Raw genomic sequence first — 15,293 nt, forward strand, 5'->3', positions numbered from 1 at the left:
AAGAGATCAACTCCAGCGCAACAGCGCCAGCGCATCGGTGGCATGCATGATTATCTACCGGTTTTTGTCGGGTGAGGACGACGCGAGTTTTTGTCACAAGGTCACCAAGGCGCTTTCGGAAGGCTGGAGCCTGCATGGCTCGCCCACCTACGCCTATGACGCTTTCTCCAAAAAGATGCGCTGCGGGCAGGCGGTGACTAGGGTCGCCCCGGACCAGCCCTATGATCCCGACAAGAAGCTGGTGGACTACTAGCGCCGCTTAAGCGCCAGCCATTGCAGCATCATGATGGTCTTGCCATCGATGATCTCGCCCCGATCGATCATGGCGAGCGCTTCCGCGAGCGGCAGCTCGAGCACTTCGATATCCTCGCCCTCATCGGCGAGCCCCCCGCCCGCGGCGGCCGAGCCGGCGTGGTAAAGCCCGAGATAGCAGCTGACTTTTTCCTGCACCGAGCCCGGGCTCATATAGGCGTCGAACATATGCTCGACCCCGAAGGGCTGGTAGCCCGTTTCTTCCAGCGCCTCGCGCATCACCGCGGTTCGGGGCGGATCGTTGTCGACGAGCCCGGCACAAACCTCCACGAGGAAGGCCGGATCGCCGGCGGCAAACACGGGATAGCGGAACTGGCGGATGAGGATGACCGTCCGCGCATCCGGTTCGAACAGGAGAATGGCCGCGCCGTGACCATGGTCATAACATTCGCGCACCTGATGCTGCCAGGAACCATCGCTGCGCTGATACTCGAAACTGGCCTTGGTGAGCGTGCCCCAGTTATTGGCCAGGGTTTCAACAGTAACGTCCTTGATCCGCTTGCTCACGCCGGCCCCTTTGATTCTGTCCCGGCGTTCTAGCCCATGGCCCTGGGCACCGCAAACCGGCCGGGATTGACGGAGGGGGCAACATTGGTCAATTGCGGCGAAAGTTTATCCCCGCAAGACGTTTTCGGGCTTTGACCTTGCGACAGCTCGACGCTAGAAGTCTTGAACTATTCCAAACTGCAGCGGCTCTGCCGCGCCAGCGAGGCTGCATTGCCGGTTAGACCCCGTCCGATCTCCCCCCATCTGCAAATCTATCGCTGGACCATCACGATGACGATGTCGATCGTTCATCGTGCGACCGGCATTGCCAATTATGCGGGCTCTTCCCTGCTGGTGCTGTGGCTGGCGGCCGCCGCTTGGGGCGAAGAGCCCCTCAATGTCGTCAACGCCATTTATGGCTCGTGGGTCGGGCAGTTGGTGCTGTTTGGCTATACCTGGTCGTTGATCCACCACATGCTGGGCGGTTTGCGCCATTATGTGTGGGACCTGATCTATGGCCATGAGGCCGGCCAGCGCGAGGCGCTGAGCTGGGCCAATCTCGTGGCCTCGGTTGTCCTCACCCTCGTTGTCTGGACCATTTTCGTGTGGGTTGGCCGCTGATGCGCGAACAGATCATTTCCAAGGCCACTATCGCCAATCCCAAAAGCAAATATGGGGATGCGCGCTCCTCGACGAGCCACTTCATCCTGCAGCGCCTCTCAGGCGTCAGCAATATCGTGTTCCTGGGCTTTTTGATCTTCATCGTGGTGCGCCTGGCCGGCCAGGATCGCGCCGAGATGGTCGAGGTGATCGGCAATGCCTGGATTGGCCTGCCCTTTGCCGTGCTGCTCGTCATCGTGACGCTGCACATGCACAATGGCATGCGCGACATCCTCGAAGACTATTTCGCCGGCCGCACCTATAGCCTTTACATGATGCTCAACACCATGTGGACGCTGGCGATTGCCGTGATCGGCGTCTTCTCCATTCTCAAGCTTGTATTCTGGGGTTAGTGGCTGATGGCTTCCACCTATGAGATCATCGACCACGAATTCGACGTGGTGGTGGTAGGGGCCGGTGGCGCCGGCCTCCGCGCGACCCTGGGCATGGCCGAACAGGGCTTCAACACCGCTTGCATCACCAAGGTCTTCCCCACCCGCAGCCACACCGTGGCCGCGCAGGGCGGCATCGCCGCTTCGCTCTCCAATATGGGCCCCGATAGCTGGCAGTGGCACATGTACGACACCGTCAAGGGGTCGGACTGGCTGGGCGACAATGACGCCATGGAATATCTGGCGCGCGAAGCACCCGCGGCGATCTATGAGCTCGAGCATTATGGCGTGCCGTTTTCACGCACCGAGGCCGGCAAGATCTACCAGCGCCCCTTTGGCGGGCACATGACCGAATATGGCGAAGGCCCGCCGGTGCAGCGCACCTGCGCCGCCGCCGACCGCACCGGCCACGCCATTCTCCATACGCTCTATGGCCAGTCGCTGCGCAACGACGCGCAGTTCTTCATCGAGTATTTCGCGCTCGACCTGATCATGGGCGAGGATGGCTCGTGCCAGGGCGTGATGGCCTGGAAGCTCGATGATGGCACCATGCACCGCTTCCGCGCCAAGCTCGTCGTCTTGGCGACGGGTGGCTATGGTCGCTCCTATTTCTCGGCGACATCAGCCCATACCTGTACCGGCGACGGCAATGGCATGGTGGCACGCGCCGGCCTGCCGCTCCAGGACATGGAATTCGTGCAGTTCCACCCGACCGGCATCTATGGCGCGGGCGTGCTGATCACCGAAGGCGCGCGCGGCGAAGGCGGCTATCTCACCAATTCGGAAGGCGAGCGCTTCATGGAGCGCTATGCCCCCAATGCCAAGGATCTCGCCTCGCGCGACGTCGTGAGCCGCTGCATGACGCTCGAGATCCGTGAAGGGCGGGGCGTGGGCCCCAAGAAGGACCACATTTTCCTTCATCTCGATCACCTCGACCCCAAGGTGCTCCATGAGCGTCTGCCGGGCATCACCGAGTCAGCAAAGATCTTTGCCGGCGTCGATCTGACGCGCGAGCCGATCCCGGTGCTGCCGACCGTGCACTACAATATGGGCGGCATTCCCGCGAACTATCATGGCGAAGTGCTCAACCCGACCGAAAGCGATCCCGATCGCGTCGTCCCCGGCCTGATGGCCGTGGGCGAAGCGGCCTGCGCTTCGGTGCATGGCGCCAACCGGCTCGGCTCCAATTCGCTGACCGACCTCGTGGTGTTCGGCCGTGCCGCCGCGCTGCGCGCCGGCAAGGTGCTCGATCGCACCGCACCCGTCCCGGCGATCAACAAGAGCCAGGACGACAAGATCATGGCGCGCTTTGATCGGTTGCGGAACGCCAATGGCGGCCAGCCGACCGCCGATCTGCGCGAAGCCATGCAGCGCACCATGCAGGAAGACGCCGCCGTGTTCCGCACCGGCGAAACCCTGCAATCGGGCGTGCAGCGCATGAGCGCCATCTACAACCAGATGGCCGATGTGCGCGTGTCGGATCGCTCGCTGATCTGGAATTCGGATCTGGTGGAAACGCTCGAGCTGGAAAACCTGATGGCCAATGCCATGGTCACCGTCGTGTCGGCCGAAGCGCGGCACGAATCGCGCGGCGCCCATGCCCGCGAGGATTTCCCGTCGCGCGACGACGTCAACTGGCGCAAGCACACGCTGAGCTGGATCGACACCGATACCGGCGCCGTGCGGCTGGGCTATCGACCCGTCCATGTGGACCCGCTGACCGATGGCATTGATTTGAAGAAGATCGCGCCCAAGGCCCGCGTATACTAGGCGGGCGACGGGTAGCCTCGTGCAGCATATTGGATCGAGACCAAGCTCAGTGCCGCCGCAGCGGCGCTTAAGAGAGGAATACGCATCATGGCCGAGCTGACGCTCCGAAAGGCCGATCGCCCGCTCAAGGGCAAGACCTGGCCCAAGCCGCAGAGCGCCAAGCGCCTGCGGGAATACCAGATCTATCGCTATGATCCCGATCTGGGCGACAATCCGCGCATCGACACCTATTTCGTCGATCTCGATGATTGCGGCCCAATGGTGCTCGATGGGCTGCTCTATATCAAGAACAAGGTCGATCCCACCCTGACCCTGCGCCGCTCCTGCCGCGAAGGCATCTGCGGGTCGTGCTCGATGAACATCAACGGGCTCAATACGCTGGCCTGCACCAAGGGCATGGATGACTCGGCCGGGCCCATCAAGGTTTACCCCCTGCCCCATATGCCGGTGGTCAAGGACCTGGTACCGGACCTATCCAATTTTTATGCGCAGCACCGCGCCATCGAGCCGTGGCTCAAGACCACTTCGCCAACTCCGACCAAGGAATGGACGCAGTCGGTTCCCGAACGCGCCAAGCTCGACGGGCTCTATGAGTGCATCCTTTGCGCCTGCTGCTCGACCTCGTGCCCAAGCTACTGGTGGAACGGGGAAAAGTATCTGGGACCGGCGGCGCTGCTGCAGGCCTATCGCTGGCTCATCGACTCGCGCGACGAAACCACCCAGGAGCGGCTCGACGACCTCGAGGATCCGTTCAAGCTGTATCGCTGCCACACCATCATGAACTGCGCCAAGGTCTGCCCCAAGGGGCTGAACCCGGCCAAGGCCATTGCCGAAATCAAGAAGATGATGGTCGAGCGCCGCGCGGCGTGACGCATGGCACTGGAATGAGAAAACGGCGGGTCATGGACCCGCCGTTTTGCATTTGAAAGAACCTAGTTCGGCTCCACCAGCGCCACGGAGCCGGCTTCAAAGGCGGCCTTGCAATCGACGCTGTCATGCATGGCATGTTCTTCGAACCGGTTCAGCGCCGCCCCCGGCCCTTCAAAGCGCGGATCGTCGCATTCGTCGTCATTGGCGTATTCGGACGTGTTGTCGCCAAAATCGATGCCATCGGTGGGATAGGGTGCTCCGGCCTGGTAACTCGGCTGGTACACGGCGCGGATGGAAACCTTGCCCTCCCCTTCCAGCGTCCGGCAATCGGTGGCATCGGCCTGGATATCCTCAGGCAGCAGCTTCTTGCTCGTGCCTTCGCCGCGGAAGCGCGGATCATCGCATTCCCGGTCATTGGCCCAGCGGCTGGTATCGCTGCCATAATCGAACTGGGCGACGGGCGGGGGCGCATTGGGATCGCGCAGGGTGATGGTGCCGGCCTCAAAGGCGGCACGGCAATCGGCCGCGTCATGCATGCGGTCGACCTCGAGCAATTCGTCCGCGACACCGGCACCCTCAAAGCGCGGATCATCGCATTCGTGGTCATTGGCCCATTGGCTGGTGTTATCGCCAAAATCGGGCGCCGCGGGTGGATTGGCCGCATTCCCCTGCCGCAAGGTGATCCGCCCCGCTTCAAATGCCGTACGACAATCGGTGGCGTCATGCAGCCGGTCAGCCTCGAGCAGTTCGACGGCTACGCCTTGGCCCTCGAAACGCGGATCATCGCACTCGCCATCATTGGCCCATTCGCCGGCATCGTCGCCCCAGTCGACGGCGCCGGTATCAGCGGCGGTGCCGGCGGTGGGCGCGGGCTCAAGGGAATTGGAGAGCTTGTCGCCAAAGGCCGATCCGAGCGTGCTGCCCATCAGCACCAGGACGCAGGCGATGGCCGGCAATGGCTTGTTGATCGCTTTCACTGATCTCTCCTTTGTGCTCGCGGCAACTTAGCGCGAGTTGAGCCCGGCGCACAGCATGCGCGCGGCCGATAAACGGGCTAGCGACAGGCCGATCACCCGCGTGGATGGGCCTTGCGATAGCTTTCCAGCAGTCGATCGGTATCGACTGCCGTATAGATCTGGGTGGTTGAAAGCGAGGCATGCCCCAGCAGCTCCTGGATGGCGCGCAGATCCCCGCCCCGGCTGAGGAGATGGGTGGCAAAGGAATGGCGCAGCGCATGAGGCGTTGCCGATTGCGGCAAGCCAAGAGCGCCGCGCAATTGTTCCACCCGCAGTTGGATCAAACGGGGTGACAGCACGCCGCCTTTGACGCCGCGGAACAGCTGATCCTCGGGCCAGAGCTTGAACGGGCAAAGTTCGCGATAAAGCGCGATGGCTTTGTGCACCGGCCCAATCAGCGGCACCATGCGTGCCTTGCCGCCCTTGCCGGTGACGCGCAGCGCTTCCCCTTCGAGGTCGCCGGACTTGATCGCCAGCGCCTCCGAGATGCGCAGGCCCGCGCCATAGCAAAGCGAGAGCACTGCCATGTCGCGTGCCGCGACCCATGGTCGCTCTTCCATTTGCCCGGTGGTGGCAATGGCATCGCGCGCTTCGGGCACGGTCAGCGCCTTGGGCAGGCCCCGCGGCTGCTTGGGCGTGCGAATGACGTTAAGCGCTTCGGTGGCGAGCACGCCTTCACGCTCAAGGAAGCGAAAAAAGGATTTGAGGGCCGAGAGCACCCGGGCGAGCGAGCGCGAGCCTAGGCTTTCCGATCGGCGCTGCGCCATGAAGGCGCGGATATCGGCGGCCCGCAACTCCTTGAGGGTGAGGAGGGTCACCGGACCGCCGGTGTGACCGGCCAGAAAACTCAGGAACTGATCGAGATCGCGGCCATAGGCCTCGAGCGTGTTTTCGGCGAGCCGCCGCACCGCGCCAAGCTCGCGCTGCCAGAGCGAGAGCTGCAGGCGCACAAATTCGTCGGTAGCAAAAGCGGTGTCGGTCATGGCTTCAAGCTAGCCTGCGGGCGTTAGCAAAGGGTAGCGGCTTTGGCAGAATCACTTGCGCTTCCTATGTAGCGGATGCGAACAGAACAAGCACAAATGACCGAGCATCCAGATATCGTAGCGGTGATGGTGGGGGTAGCCGTTGAGGGCCCCTATTCCTATAGCGTGCCGCAAGGCATGCGGGTTGAACGCGGCTCGATCGTGGCGGTGCCGCTGGGCCCGCGCCTGACGCTGGGCGTCGTTTGGGGTCCGCCCAAGGATACGATCGCCCATAATCGGCTGCGCGCGATTGCCCAAAGCTATGACGTGCCCCCGCTGTCGGAAGAACTGCTCAAGCTCGTCGATTGGGTGGCGCGCTATACGCTGGCGCCGCCGGGACAGGTGCTGCGGGCGGTCCTGCGCTCGAGCGAAGCGCTCGATCCGCCCCGCCCGGTGATCGCTTATCGCCGAACCGGCTATGAGCCGGAAAAACTGACCGCGGCCCGGCTGCGCGTGCTCGATACGCTGACCGACGACATGCCCCTGCCCCGGGCCGCCCTGCTGGGTGCAGCCGGGGTGTCGCAATCGGTGCTGGATGGGCTCGAACGCGCCGGTGCCCTGGAAAAGCTCGAAATTGCGCCGCCGCCCGTGGCCTTGCCACCTAATCCGGATGAGGGCGTAGCGCGCCTCAACCCCGAGCAGCAAGCCGCACTCGAGCAGGTGACCGCGCTTGATCCCCATGAGTTCGGCGTGGCGCTGCTTGATGGCGTCACCGGCGGTGGCAAGACGGAAGTGTTTTTCGAGGCGGTGGCCGATACGCTGCGCGTGGGCCGGCAGGCACTGATCCTCTTGCCCGAAATCGCGCTGACCCACACCTTCCTTGATCGCTTCACCAAGCGCTTTGGCACCCGTCCGGCCGAGTGGCATTCGGAAATGACGCCGCTGCAGCGCGCCCGGGTCTGGCGCGGCGTGCTCGATGGCACGGTGCGTGCCGTGGTGGGGGCGCGCTCGGCCCTCTTCCTGCCGTTCCGGGAACTCGGCATGCTGGTGCTCGATGAAGAACATGACGGCGCCTACAAACAATCGGACGGCGTCAACTACCATGCGCGCGACATGGCCATTGTGCGCGCCCGCTTCGCCAAGGCGCGGGTGATCCTGTCTTCGGCCACGCCATCGGTGGAAACGCGCAACAACGCCAATGCCGGCCGCTATGCCCATGTGCTGCTGACGGCCCGCTATGCCGCGGCGAGCCTGCCCAATATCACCGCCATCGACATGCGCCTCGACGGGCCCGAAAAAGGGCAGTGGATCGCCCCGACCCTCGCGCGTGAAGTGTTTGCCGCGCTCGATCGGGGCGAACAGGCGCTGTTGTTCCTCAACCGGCGCGGCTATGCGCCGCTGACCCTTTGCCGCTCCTGCGGGCACCAATATCAATGCCCCGATTGCTCGGCCTGGCTGGTGGAACACCGGTTCCGCGGCGTGTTGATGTGCCACCATTGCGGCCATGAGATTCGGGCGCCAAAAAACTGTGCCGCCTGCGGCGATGTCGATGCCCTGGTGCCGGTGGGGCCGGGCATCGAACGCATTGCCGAGGAAGCCGCCGCCCGCTTTCCCGATGCGCGCCGGGTGATCCTCTCGTCGGACATGGGCACCAATGCCCAGTTGCGCGAGCGGTTCAGCGAGATCACCCGCGGCGAATATGACCTCATCATCGGCACCCAGCTGGTGTCCAAGGGGCATCACTTCCCCAAACTATCGGTGGTGGGGGTGCTCGATGCCGATCTGGGCCTTGCCCATGGTGATCCGCGCGCGGCCGAGCGCACCTTCCAGATTCTGACGCAGGTAGCGGGCCGCGCCGGACGGGCCTCGCAAATCGGCAAGGCGTTCCTTCAGACCTACCACCCCGATCATGCGGTGATGCGCGCTATGGTGACGGGCGACCGCGAGGCCTTTTATGCTCATGAACTGGCGGCGCGCGAAGCGGGCATCCTGCCCCCGTTCGGGCGGCTGGCGGCCCTGATCGTTTCAGCCAACGAGCATGACATTGCGATGAACTTCGCCAAGCGCCTGCTCTCGGCTGCCCCCATGACCGAGCGTGTGCGCTTGTTCGGGCCGGCCGATGCGCCGGTCGCCATGGTGCGCGGCCGCCACCGGGTGCGGCTGCTGGTGCAAAGCAGCAAGGAGTTCGACCTCTCGGGCTATGTGCGATTCTGGCTGCAAGGCGCCGAACGCCCGACCGGCAATCTGCGGGTACAGGTGGATATCGACCCCGTTAGCTTCATGTAGCCGTCACCATGATAAGCAAGGCAAAGAGCCGCGACCAAGCGACACACTGATGGAATTGCCATACCTGCGACACTTTCGCCGTCGTGGAATCCCCAGGGGGAGCCTTGCAAGGCGCGCGCCGCTTATGTTAGAGCGGGCCTGACTTCCAGGGAGCAGGCAGATTGCTCCTTTTTCAAGCAAGAACAAGCCTTGGCACCGTCCGGCTTTCCCCATCGGGACAGGCGGCGGAGCGAACGGGTAAACCAAGAGGGTGATGCGGCATTGGCAGCGCAGAGTGGAGTGCTTACCCAGATCGCCCGGCCATACGCGTCGGCTTTGTTTGATCTGGCGCAGAGCGAGAACCAGCTCGCTTCAGTCGAGACAGGACTGTCCGACGTTTCCCGGCTGATGAACGAAAGCGAGGACTTTTCCCGCTTCCTGCGTTCCCCCGTGATCACTGCAGAAGCCAAGTCAGTCGCGCTCGATGCCCTGCTGACCCGGGCCACGGTCAATCCGCTGGTCGCCAACTTCCTGCGGCTGGTCGCCAAGAATGGCCGCTTGTTCGCGTTGGACGGCATCATCACCATCTTCCGGGAACTGGCCGCCGCTGCACGCGGGGAAGTCACCGCGGATGTGGTTTCGGCAACCCCGCTCAGCTATGAGCAGGCCAATGCCCTGAGCGAGACGTTGCGCGCCCGGATCGGCAAGACCGTCACGCTCCATCAATCGGTCGATCCCTCGTTGATCGGCGGCCTTCAGGTGAAGGTCGGATCGCAGATGATCGATTCTTCGCTCAAGACAAAATTGACCGCGATGAAGATCGCCATGAAAGAGGTCGGGTAAATGGACATCAAAGCCGCGGAAATTTCTGCGATCCTCAAGGACCAGATCAAGAATTTCGGCCAGGAAGCCCAGGTTTCCGAAGTCGGGCAGGTGCTTTCCGTCGGTGACGGTATTGCCCGTGTTTACGGCCTCGACAAGGTGCAGGCCGGTGAGCTCGTCGAGTTCCCGGGCGGCATCAAGGGCATGGCGCTCAACCTCGAAGCTGACAATGTCGGCGTCGTGATCTTCGGCAACGACCGCTCGATCAAGGAAGGCGACGTCGTCAAGCGTACCGGCGCCATCGTGGACACCCCCGTAGGCAAGGGCCTGCTGGGTCGCGTTGTCGACGGCCTGGGCAATCCGATCGACGGCAAGGGCCCGATCGAATACACCGAGCGCCGCCGCGTCGACGTCAAGGCTCCCGGCATCCTGCCGCGCAAGTCGGTGCATGAGCCGATGTCGACTGGCCTCAAGGCCATCGACGCGCTGATCCCCGTTGGCCGTGGCCAGCGCGAGCTGATCATTGGCGACCGCCAGACCGGCAAGTCCGCCATCATCCTCGACACCTTCCTCAACCAGAAGCCCGCGCACGATGCCGGCGCTTCCGAGAGCGAGAAGCTGTACTGCATCTATGTCGCCGTGGGCCAGAAGCGCTCCACCGTGGCCCAGTTCGTGCGCCAGCTCGAAGAATCGGGCGCCCTGCCCTATTCCATCGTGATCGCCGCAACCGCTTCCGATCCCGCGCCGCTCCAGTATATCGCGCCCTTCACCGGTTGCGCGATCGGCGAGTTCTTCCGCGACAATGGCATGCATGCCGTGATCGCCTATGACGATCTGACCAAGCAGGCCGTTGCCTACCGCCAGATGTCGCTGCTGCTGCGTCGTCCGCCCGGGCGCGAAGCTTACCCCGGCGACGTGTTCTACCTGCATAGCCGCCTGCTCGAGCGCGCCGCCAAGATGAACGAATCGCATGGTTCGGGCTCGCTGACGGCACTGCCCGTGATCGAAACCCAGGCCAACGACGTGTCGGCCTATATCCCGACCAACGTGATCTCGATCACCGACGGCCAGATCTTCCTTGAGACCAATTTGTTCTTCCAGGGTATCCGCCCAGCCGTGAACGTTGGTCTGTCGGTGAGCCGCGTGGGCGGTTCGGCCCAGATCAAGGCGATGAAGCAAGTTGCCGGCTCGCTCAAGGGTGAGCTGTCGCAGTACCGCGAAATGGCCGCTTTCGCCCAGTTCGGTTCGGACCTCGATGCCTCGACCCAGCGTTTGCTGAACCGCGGAGCGCGCCTGACCGAGCTGCTCAAGCAGCCCCAGTTCAGCCCGCTCAAGACCGAAGAGCAGGTGGCGGTGATCTTTGCCGGCGCCAATGGCTATCTCGACTCCATCCCCGTTTCCAAGGTCGGCCATTTCGAGCAGACCGTGCTTGGCGCCATGCGCGGCAAGTATTCGGGGATCCTCTCGACCATCGCGTCCGAAAAGCAGCTGAGCGACGACACCCGCGCCAAGCTCAAGTCGGCACTCGATGACATCAAGAAGACCTACGCGGCCTAAAGCCTGCAAGGAGTTGACCGGCCCATGCCGTCGTTAAAGGACCTCAAGAACCGGATCGACTCGGTCAAATCGACCCAGAAGATCACCAAGGCCATGCAGATGGTGGCGGCGGCCAAGTTGCGCCGCGCCCAGGACGCCGCCGAAGCCGCCCGTCCCTATGCCGAGCGCATGGGCCGGGTGCTGGCGAGCCTTGGCGCGGTCTACGAAGGCCAGACCAATGCCCCGCCGCTGCTGGCAGGCACTGGCCGGGACCAGACCCATCTGCTGATCGTGGCCACAGGCGAACGTGGCCTCGCTGGCGGGTTCAACTCTTCCATCGCCCGTCTTGCCCGCGACCATGCCAACCGGCTGCTGAGTGAAGGCAAGACCGTCAAGATCCTCACCGTGGGCCGCAAGGGCCACGACATCCTGCGCCGCCAGTTCCCTGACCACATCATCGATACGGTCAGCTTCCGCGAGGTCAAGCAGGTCGGGTTCGCCCAGGCCAACCAGATCGCGCAGAACGTGCTGGCGCTGTTTGCCGCCGGCGAGTTTGACGTGGCAACGCTGTTTTATGCCAAGTTCGGTTCGGTGGTCAGCCAGGTGCCGACCGCAACCCAGATCATTCCTGCCCGGCTTGAAACCGTGGCGGGCGCCGAAGGCCAGCTGGCCGCTCCCGGCGTGATCTATGAATACGAGCCCAATGAAGAGGCGATTGTCGAGGACCTGCTGCCGCGCAATATCTCGGTGCAGATCTTCCGTGCACTGCTGGAAAACGGTGCCTCGTTCTACGGCGCCCAGATGAGCGCCATGGACAATGCCACCCGCAATGCCGGTGAAATGATCAACGCCCTGCAGCTGAGCTACAACCGCCAGCGACAGGCGCAAATCACCAAAGAACTCATCGAAATCATTTCGGGCGCGGAAGCGCTCTAACCTTCAAGCGAGGACGAACAAATGGCAGACACCAAGGTCGGTCGCGTATCGCAAATCATCGGTGCCGTTGTTGACGTCACGTTCGATGAGCATCTGCCCGCCATCCTGAATTCCCTGGAAACCACCAATAACGGCGCACGCCTGGTGCTCGAAGTTGCCCAGCATCTGGGCGAGAACACCGTGCGCACCATTGCCATGGACACCACCGAAGGCCTCGTGCGCGGCGCCCAGGTGATCGACACCGGCAGCGCAATCTCGGTTCCCGTTGGCGAAGCCACCCTTGGCCGCATCATGAACGTGATCGGCGAGCCCATCGATGAAGCCGGCCCGATCGGCGAAGTCGAGCGTCGCGGCATCCACCAGGAAGCCCCGAGCTTTGCCGAGCAGAGCCCGGAGTCGCAGGTGCTGGTCACCGGCATCAAGGTCGTGGACCTGCTCGCTCCTTACGCTCGCGGCGGCAAGATCGGCCTGATGGGCGGCGCCGGCGTTGGCAAGACCGTGTTGATCCAGGAGTTGATCAACAACGTCGCCAAGGCGCACGGTGGTTATTCGGTGTTTGCGGGCGTCGGTGAACGCACCCGCGAAGGCAACGACCTTTACCACGAAATGATCGAATCGGGCGTCAACAAGGACCCGCACGAGAACGGTGGCACCGCTGCCGGCTCTAAGTGCGCCCTCGTGTTCGGCCAGATGAACGAGCCCCCAGGTGCGCGTGCCCGCGTGGCGCTGACCGGCCTCACCGTCGCCGAGAACTTCCGCGACCAGGGTCAGGACGTGCTGTTCTTCGTGGACAACATCTTCCGCTTCACCCAGGCTGGCTCGGAAATGTCGGCTCTCTTGGGCCGCATTCCTTCGGCCGTGGGTTACCAGCCGACGCTGGCGACCGATATGGGTGCCATGCAGGAGCGCATCACCACCACCAACAAGGGCTCGATCACCTCGGTGCAGGCCGTGTATGTGCCCGCCGACGACTTGACCGATCCGGCACCCGCGACCTCGTTTGCCCACTTCGACGCCGTGACCGTGCTGAACCGCGCGATCTCGGAAAAGGGTATCTACCCGGCCGTGGATCCGCTGGCATCCAACTCGCGCATCCTTGACCCCAATGTGGTTGGTGACGAGCACTACCAGACCGCCCGCCGCGTGCAGGAAATCCTGCAGAAGTACAAGGCGCTGCAGGACATCATCGCCATCCTTGGCATGGACGAGCTTTCCGAAGAGGACAAGCTTACCGTCGCGCGCGCCCGCAAGATCGAGCGCTTCATGAGCCAGCCTTTCGACGTGGCCGAAGTGTTCACCGGCTCGCCTGGCGTGTTCGTGCAACTCGAAGACACCATCAAGGGCTTCAAGGGCCTGGTGAACGGCGAATACGACCACCTGCCCGAAGCCGCCTTCTACATGGTCGGCACCATCGAAATGGCAGTGGCCAAGGCCCAGAAGCTGGCTGCTCAGGCGGCCTAAAGCTAAACGGTCCGGGCGCCCTGCCCGGACCATTCTTTCTCCTCCTGCCCGACCAGTCGGGCGCGGACCGCCCAAAGGATTGCCGGCATGGCTGAAGGCCTCAAGCTCGAGATCGTTTCGCCCGAACGCCTGGTGCTGTCGCAGCAAGCGACCGCCGTTTCTGTTCCCGGGACCGAAGGCTATTTCACGGTAATGGCGGGCCATGCCCCGTTCATGACTACCCTGCGCACCGGCTTCATCACCGTCACCGGTGACGCGGGCGCCCAGGCCGTGTTTTTCGTACGCGGCGGCTTTGCCGATGTGTCACCCGAAGGGCTGACCATCCTTGCCGAAGAATCGGTGCCGTTTGCCGAACTGGGCCAGGAAGACCTGCAGGCCCGCATCCGCACCGCCGAGCAGACCCTGGCTGCCGCCAACACTCCCGAGGAGCGCAGCTTCGCCCAGGAAGTGGTCAGCGGTTTGCTGAACCTGGCGCAGGAAGCGTCCTATCTCAACGGCGCCCACGCCAACTAAACCAAAGCCCGGCACTGCCGGGCTTTTTAGTTCCTGAGATCCGTTTTCGCTTCAGCCGGCCAAGGCCGCAGCAACAAGCGCCTTGGCGTGCAGTTCGGTCGTGTCATAGACCGGCAAGGGGCTGGTGCTGTCATCGATCAGCATGTTGATCTCGGTGCAGCCCAGGATCACCGCATCGGCGCCGCGCGCCGCCAAGAGCTCGATGGCCGAGACGTAAACACGGCGCGATTCCTCGCGCACGATACCCCGGCACAGCTCTTCATAGATAATGCCGTGCAGATTGGTGCGCCCGACTTCGGGCACCAGCACCTCAAGGCCCCGTGCTACCAGCCGCTCGCGGTAGAACGGCATTTCCATGGTGAAGCGGGTGCCAAGGAGTCCTACTCGCTCCATGCCGTCCGCCTGCAGCGCATCGGCGGTGGGATCGGCGATATGGATAAAGGGCACGGTGATGGCCGCGGTGATGGCGTCGGCGACATGGTGCATGGTGTTGGTCGCCAGCCCAATCAGCTCGGCCCCTGCTCCTTCGAGCGCGCGGGCGCTTTGCGCCAAGAGCTCGCCAGCGCGGCCCCACTCCCCAGCGGCTTGCAACTGGGCAATGGGGGCAAAATCAAGGGAATGCAGGAGAATGGGCGCTGAATGCAGCCCGCCCCGTAGCCGGGCCGTTTCGCGGTTGAGAGCCCCATAGTAATGGGCGGTGGATTCCCAGCTCATGCCGCCGATGAGGCCGATGGTTTTCATTGCCGCTTAGCCGTGGGTGAAGCGCTGCGGGATATCGGCAAAGGCCTCGACGACCTTGTCATAGGCGTCCTTCTTAAACGGCACGATCAGGGATGGCAGACGCGATAACTGCTCCCAGCGCCATTCGTCGAACTCGGCCGGATGCTTGCCACCGCCGGGGGTCAACACATCGATCTCGCTGTCATTGCCGGTAAAGGCAAAAGCGAACCAGCGCTGGCGCTGGCCGCGGAACCGGCCCTTGAGCGCGACGCCGAGTTCTTCATCGGGCAAATCGTAATAGATCCACTCGGGCGCTTCGGCGAGCAGGCTGACCGTCGTGATATTGGTTTCCTCATGCAGCTCGCGCAGCGCTGCGCGCAGCGGATCCTCGCCCGCATCGATCCCGCCCTGCGGCATTTGCCAGGGCGAGCCGTGTTCGGCCGACTTTTCCGGGTCGTTCTCGAACTTGCGGCGGCCGATAAAGACATTGCCCTCCGCATTGAAGACGGCGATACCGACGCAATCACGATAGGGCAGGCTTTCGCGCGTGGGACGCTCGGACATGGAACAAC

At 63.3% G+C, this 15,293-nt stretch carries 16 protein-coding genes; 11 read left to right on the forward strand and 5 right to left on the reverse strand.

The window, feature by feature from the left end:
* Positions 1-46: 46 nt before the first annotated feature.
* Positions 47-253, forward strand: coding sequence for a DUF1737 domain-containing protein (locus tag AC3YOG_RS15715; RefSeq protein WP_127754200.1), 207 nt, complete (start codon positions 47-49; stop codon positions 251-253).
* On the opposite strand, the gene AC3YOG_RS15720 is transcribed toward AC3YOG_RS15715, so the two are convergent.
* A complete protein-coding gene (locus AC3YOG_RS15720) occupies positions 250-819 on the reverse strand; it encodes an NUDIX domain-containing protein (protein WP_489935740.1) in 570 nt (189 codons plus the stop codon). The genes AC3YOG_RS15715 and AC3YOG_RS15720 overlap by 4 nt on opposite strands.
* Before the next feature lie 210 nt (positions 820-1,029).
* On the opposite strand from AC3YOG_RS15720, the gene sdhC reads away from it, so the two are divergent.
* The 4 genes from sdhC to AC3YOG_RS15740 all read left to right on the forward strand — a co-directional run bounded on the left by sdhC (position 1,030) and on the right by AC3YOG_RS15740 (position 4,490).
* Entirely contained in the window at positions 1,030-1,419 is a 390-nt protein-coding gene (sdhC, locus tag AC3YOG_RS15725) for a succinate dehydrogenase, cytochrome b556 subunit (RefSeq protein WP_489935925.1), read from the forward strand.
* The gene (gene sdhD / locus AC3YOG_RS15730) at positions 1,419-1,811 is read left to right on the forward strand and encodes a succinate dehydrogenase, hydrophobic membrane anchor protein (protein ID WP_172124495.1); all 393 of its coding nucleotides are present in this window, start codon (positions 1,419-1,421) and stop codon (positions 1,809-1,811) included. The genes sdhC and sdhD overlap by 1 nt, the downstream gene beginning before the upstream one ends.
* Positions 1,812-1,817: 6 nt before the next feature.
* Entirely contained in the window at positions 1,818-3,620 is a 1,803-nt protein-coding gene (sdhA, locus tag AC3YOG_RS15735; protein WP_127754203.1) for a succinate dehydrogenase flavoprotein subunit, read from the forward strand.
* 87 nt (positions 3,621-3,707) lie between these two features.
* Positions 3,708-4,490: a succinate dehydrogenase iron-sulfur subunit gene (locus tag AC3YOG_RS15740; protein WP_127754204.1), complete on the forward strand. Its 783-nt coding sequence runs from the start codon at positions 3,708-3,710 to the stop codon at positions 4,488-4,490.
* 62 nt (positions 4,491-4,552) lie between these two features.
* Here AC3YOG_RS15740 and AC3YOG_RS15745 read toward each other — a convergent pair whose 3' ends face one another.
* Positions 4,553-5,467, reverse strand: coding sequence for a hypothetical protein (locus AC3YOG_RS15745; RefSeq protein ID WP_489935741.1), 915 nt, complete (start codon positions 5,465-5,467; stop codon positions 4,553-4,555).
* A 92-nt stretch (positions 5,468-5,559) separates the two neighbouring features.
* Positions 5,560-6,489, reverse strand: a complete 930-nt coding sequence (locus AC3YOG_RS15750; RefSeq protein WP_489935742.1) for a tyrosine recombinase XerC — start codon at positions 6,487-6,489, stop codon at positions 5,560-5,562.
* A 96-nt stretch (positions 6,490-6,585) separates the two neighbouring features.
* On the opposite strand from AC3YOG_RS15750, the gene AC3YOG_RS15755 reads away from it, so the two are divergent.
* The 6 genes from AC3YOG_RS15755 (at position 6,586) to AC3YOG_RS15780 (ending at position 14,001) form a co-directional block, all read left to right on the forward strand.
* The gene (locus AC3YOG_RS15755) at positions 6,586-8,754 is read left to right on the forward strand and encodes a primosomal protein N' (protein ID WP_489935743.1); all 2,169 of its coding nucleotides are present in this window, start codon (positions 6,586-6,588) and stop codon (positions 8,752-8,754) included.
* Between the two features lie 261 nt (positions 8,755-9,015).
* Positions 9,016-9,576, forward strand: a complete 561-nt coding sequence (locus AC3YOG_RS15760; RefSeq protein ID WP_489888513.1) for a F0F1 ATP synthase subunit delta — start codon at positions 9,016-9,018, stop codon at positions 9,574-9,576.
* Positions 9,577-11,112, forward strand: coding sequence for a F0F1 ATP synthase subunit alpha (gene atpA, locus AC3YOG_RS15765; protein WP_172124509.1), 1,536 nt, complete (start codon positions 9,577-9,579; stop codon positions 11,110-11,112).
* A 24-nt stretch (positions 11,113-11,136) separates the two neighbouring features.
* Complete coding sequence (locus tag AC3YOG_RS15770; RefSeq protein WP_489935744.1) at positions 11,137-12,027, forward strand: F0F1 ATP synthase subunit gamma; 891 nt, start codon at positions 11,137-11,139, stop codon at positions 12,025-12,027.
* 21 nt (positions 12,028-12,048) lie between these two features.
* Positions 12,049-13,488 carry a F0F1 ATP synthase subunit beta gene (gene atpD, locus AC3YOG_RS15775; RefSeq protein ID WP_127754211.1) on the forward strand — a complete coding sequence of 480 codons (1,440 nt, stop codon included), beginning with the start codon at positions 12,049-12,051 and terminating at the stop codon, positions 13,486-13,488.
* A gap of 87 nt (positions 13,489-13,575) precedes the next feature.
* Positions 13,576-14,001 carry a F0F1 ATP synthase subunit epsilon gene (locus AC3YOG_RS15780; RefSeq protein ID WP_489888512.1) on the forward strand — a complete coding sequence of 142 codons (426 nt, stop codon included), beginning with the start codon at positions 13,576-13,578 and terminating at the stop codon, positions 13,999-14,001.
* A gap of 51 nt (positions 14,002-14,052) precedes the next feature.
* Here AC3YOG_RS15780 and AC3YOG_RS15785 read toward each other — a convergent pair whose 3' ends face one another.
* Positions 14,053-14,742 (reverse strand): aspartate/glutamate racemase family protein, encoded by a 690-nt coding sequence (locus AC3YOG_RS15785; protein WP_489935745.1) that lies wholly within the window; start codon positions 14,740-14,742, stop codon positions 14,053-14,055.
* A 6-nt stretch (positions 14,743-14,748) separates the two neighbouring features.
* A complete protein-coding gene (locus tag AC3YOG_RS15790) occupies positions 14,749-15,285 on the reverse strand; it encodes an RNA pyrophosphohydrolase (protein WP_127754214.1) in 537 nt (178 codons plus the stop codon).
* Between the last annotated feature and the right edge of the window lie 8 nt (positions 15,286-15,293).

It is taken from the genome of Devosia sp. Z6_126 (genome assembly GCF_058133495.1).

What these genes read in the sequence shown, in the direction of transcription:
- AC3YOG_RS15715 (WP_127754200.1), top strand. Translation starts at nt 47, where the DNA reads ATGATTATCTACCGGTTTTTGTCGGGTGAGGACGACGCGAGTTTTTGT.
- sdhD (WP_172124495.1), top strand. Translation starts at nt 1,419, where the DNA reads ATGCGCGAACAGATCATTTCCAAGGCCACTATCGCCAATCCCAAAAGC.
- sdhA (WP_127754203.1), top strand. Translation starts at nt 1,818, where the DNA reads ATGGCTTCCACCTATGAGATCATCGACCACGAATTCGACGTGGTGGTG.
- AC3YOG_RS15740 (WP_127754204.1), top strand. Translation starts at nt 3,708, where the DNA reads ATGGCCGAGCTGACGCTCCGAAAGGCCGATCGCCCGCTCAAGGGCAAG.
- AC3YOG_RS15750 (WP_489935742.1), bottom strand. Translation starts at nt 6,489, where the DNA reads ATGACCGACACCGCTTTTGCTACCGACGAATTTGTGCGCCTGCAGCTC.
- AC3YOG_RS15755 (WP_489935743.1), top strand. Translation starts at nt 6,586, where the DNA reads ATGACCGAGCATCCAGATATCGTAGCGGTGATGGTGGGGGTAGCCGTT.
- atpA (WP_172124509.1), top strand. Translation starts at nt 9,577, where the DNA reads ATGGACATCAAAGCCGCGGAAATTTCTGCGATCCTCAAGGACCAGATC.
- AC3YOG_RS15770 (WP_489935744.1), top strand. Translation starts at nt 11,137, where the DNA reads ATGCCGTCGTTAAAGGACCTCAAGAACCGGATCGACTCGGTCAAATCG.
- atpD (WP_127754211.1), top strand. Translation starts at nt 12,049, where the DNA reads ATGGCAGACACCAAGGTCGGTCGCGTATCGCAAATCATCGGTGCCGTT.
- AC3YOG_RS15780 (WP_489888512.1), top strand. Translation starts at nt 13,576, where the DNA reads ATGGCTGAAGGCCTCAAGCTCGAGATCGTTTCGCCCGAACGCCTGGTG.
- AC3YOG_RS15785 (WP_489935745.1), bottom strand. Translation starts at nt 14,742, where the DNA reads ATGAAAACCATCGGCCTCATCGGCGGCATGAGCTGGGAATCCACCGCC.
- AC3YOG_RS15790 (WP_127754214.1), bottom strand. Translation starts at nt 15,285, where the DNA reads ATGTCCGAGCGTCCCACGCGCGAAAGCCTGCCCTATCGTGATTGCGTC.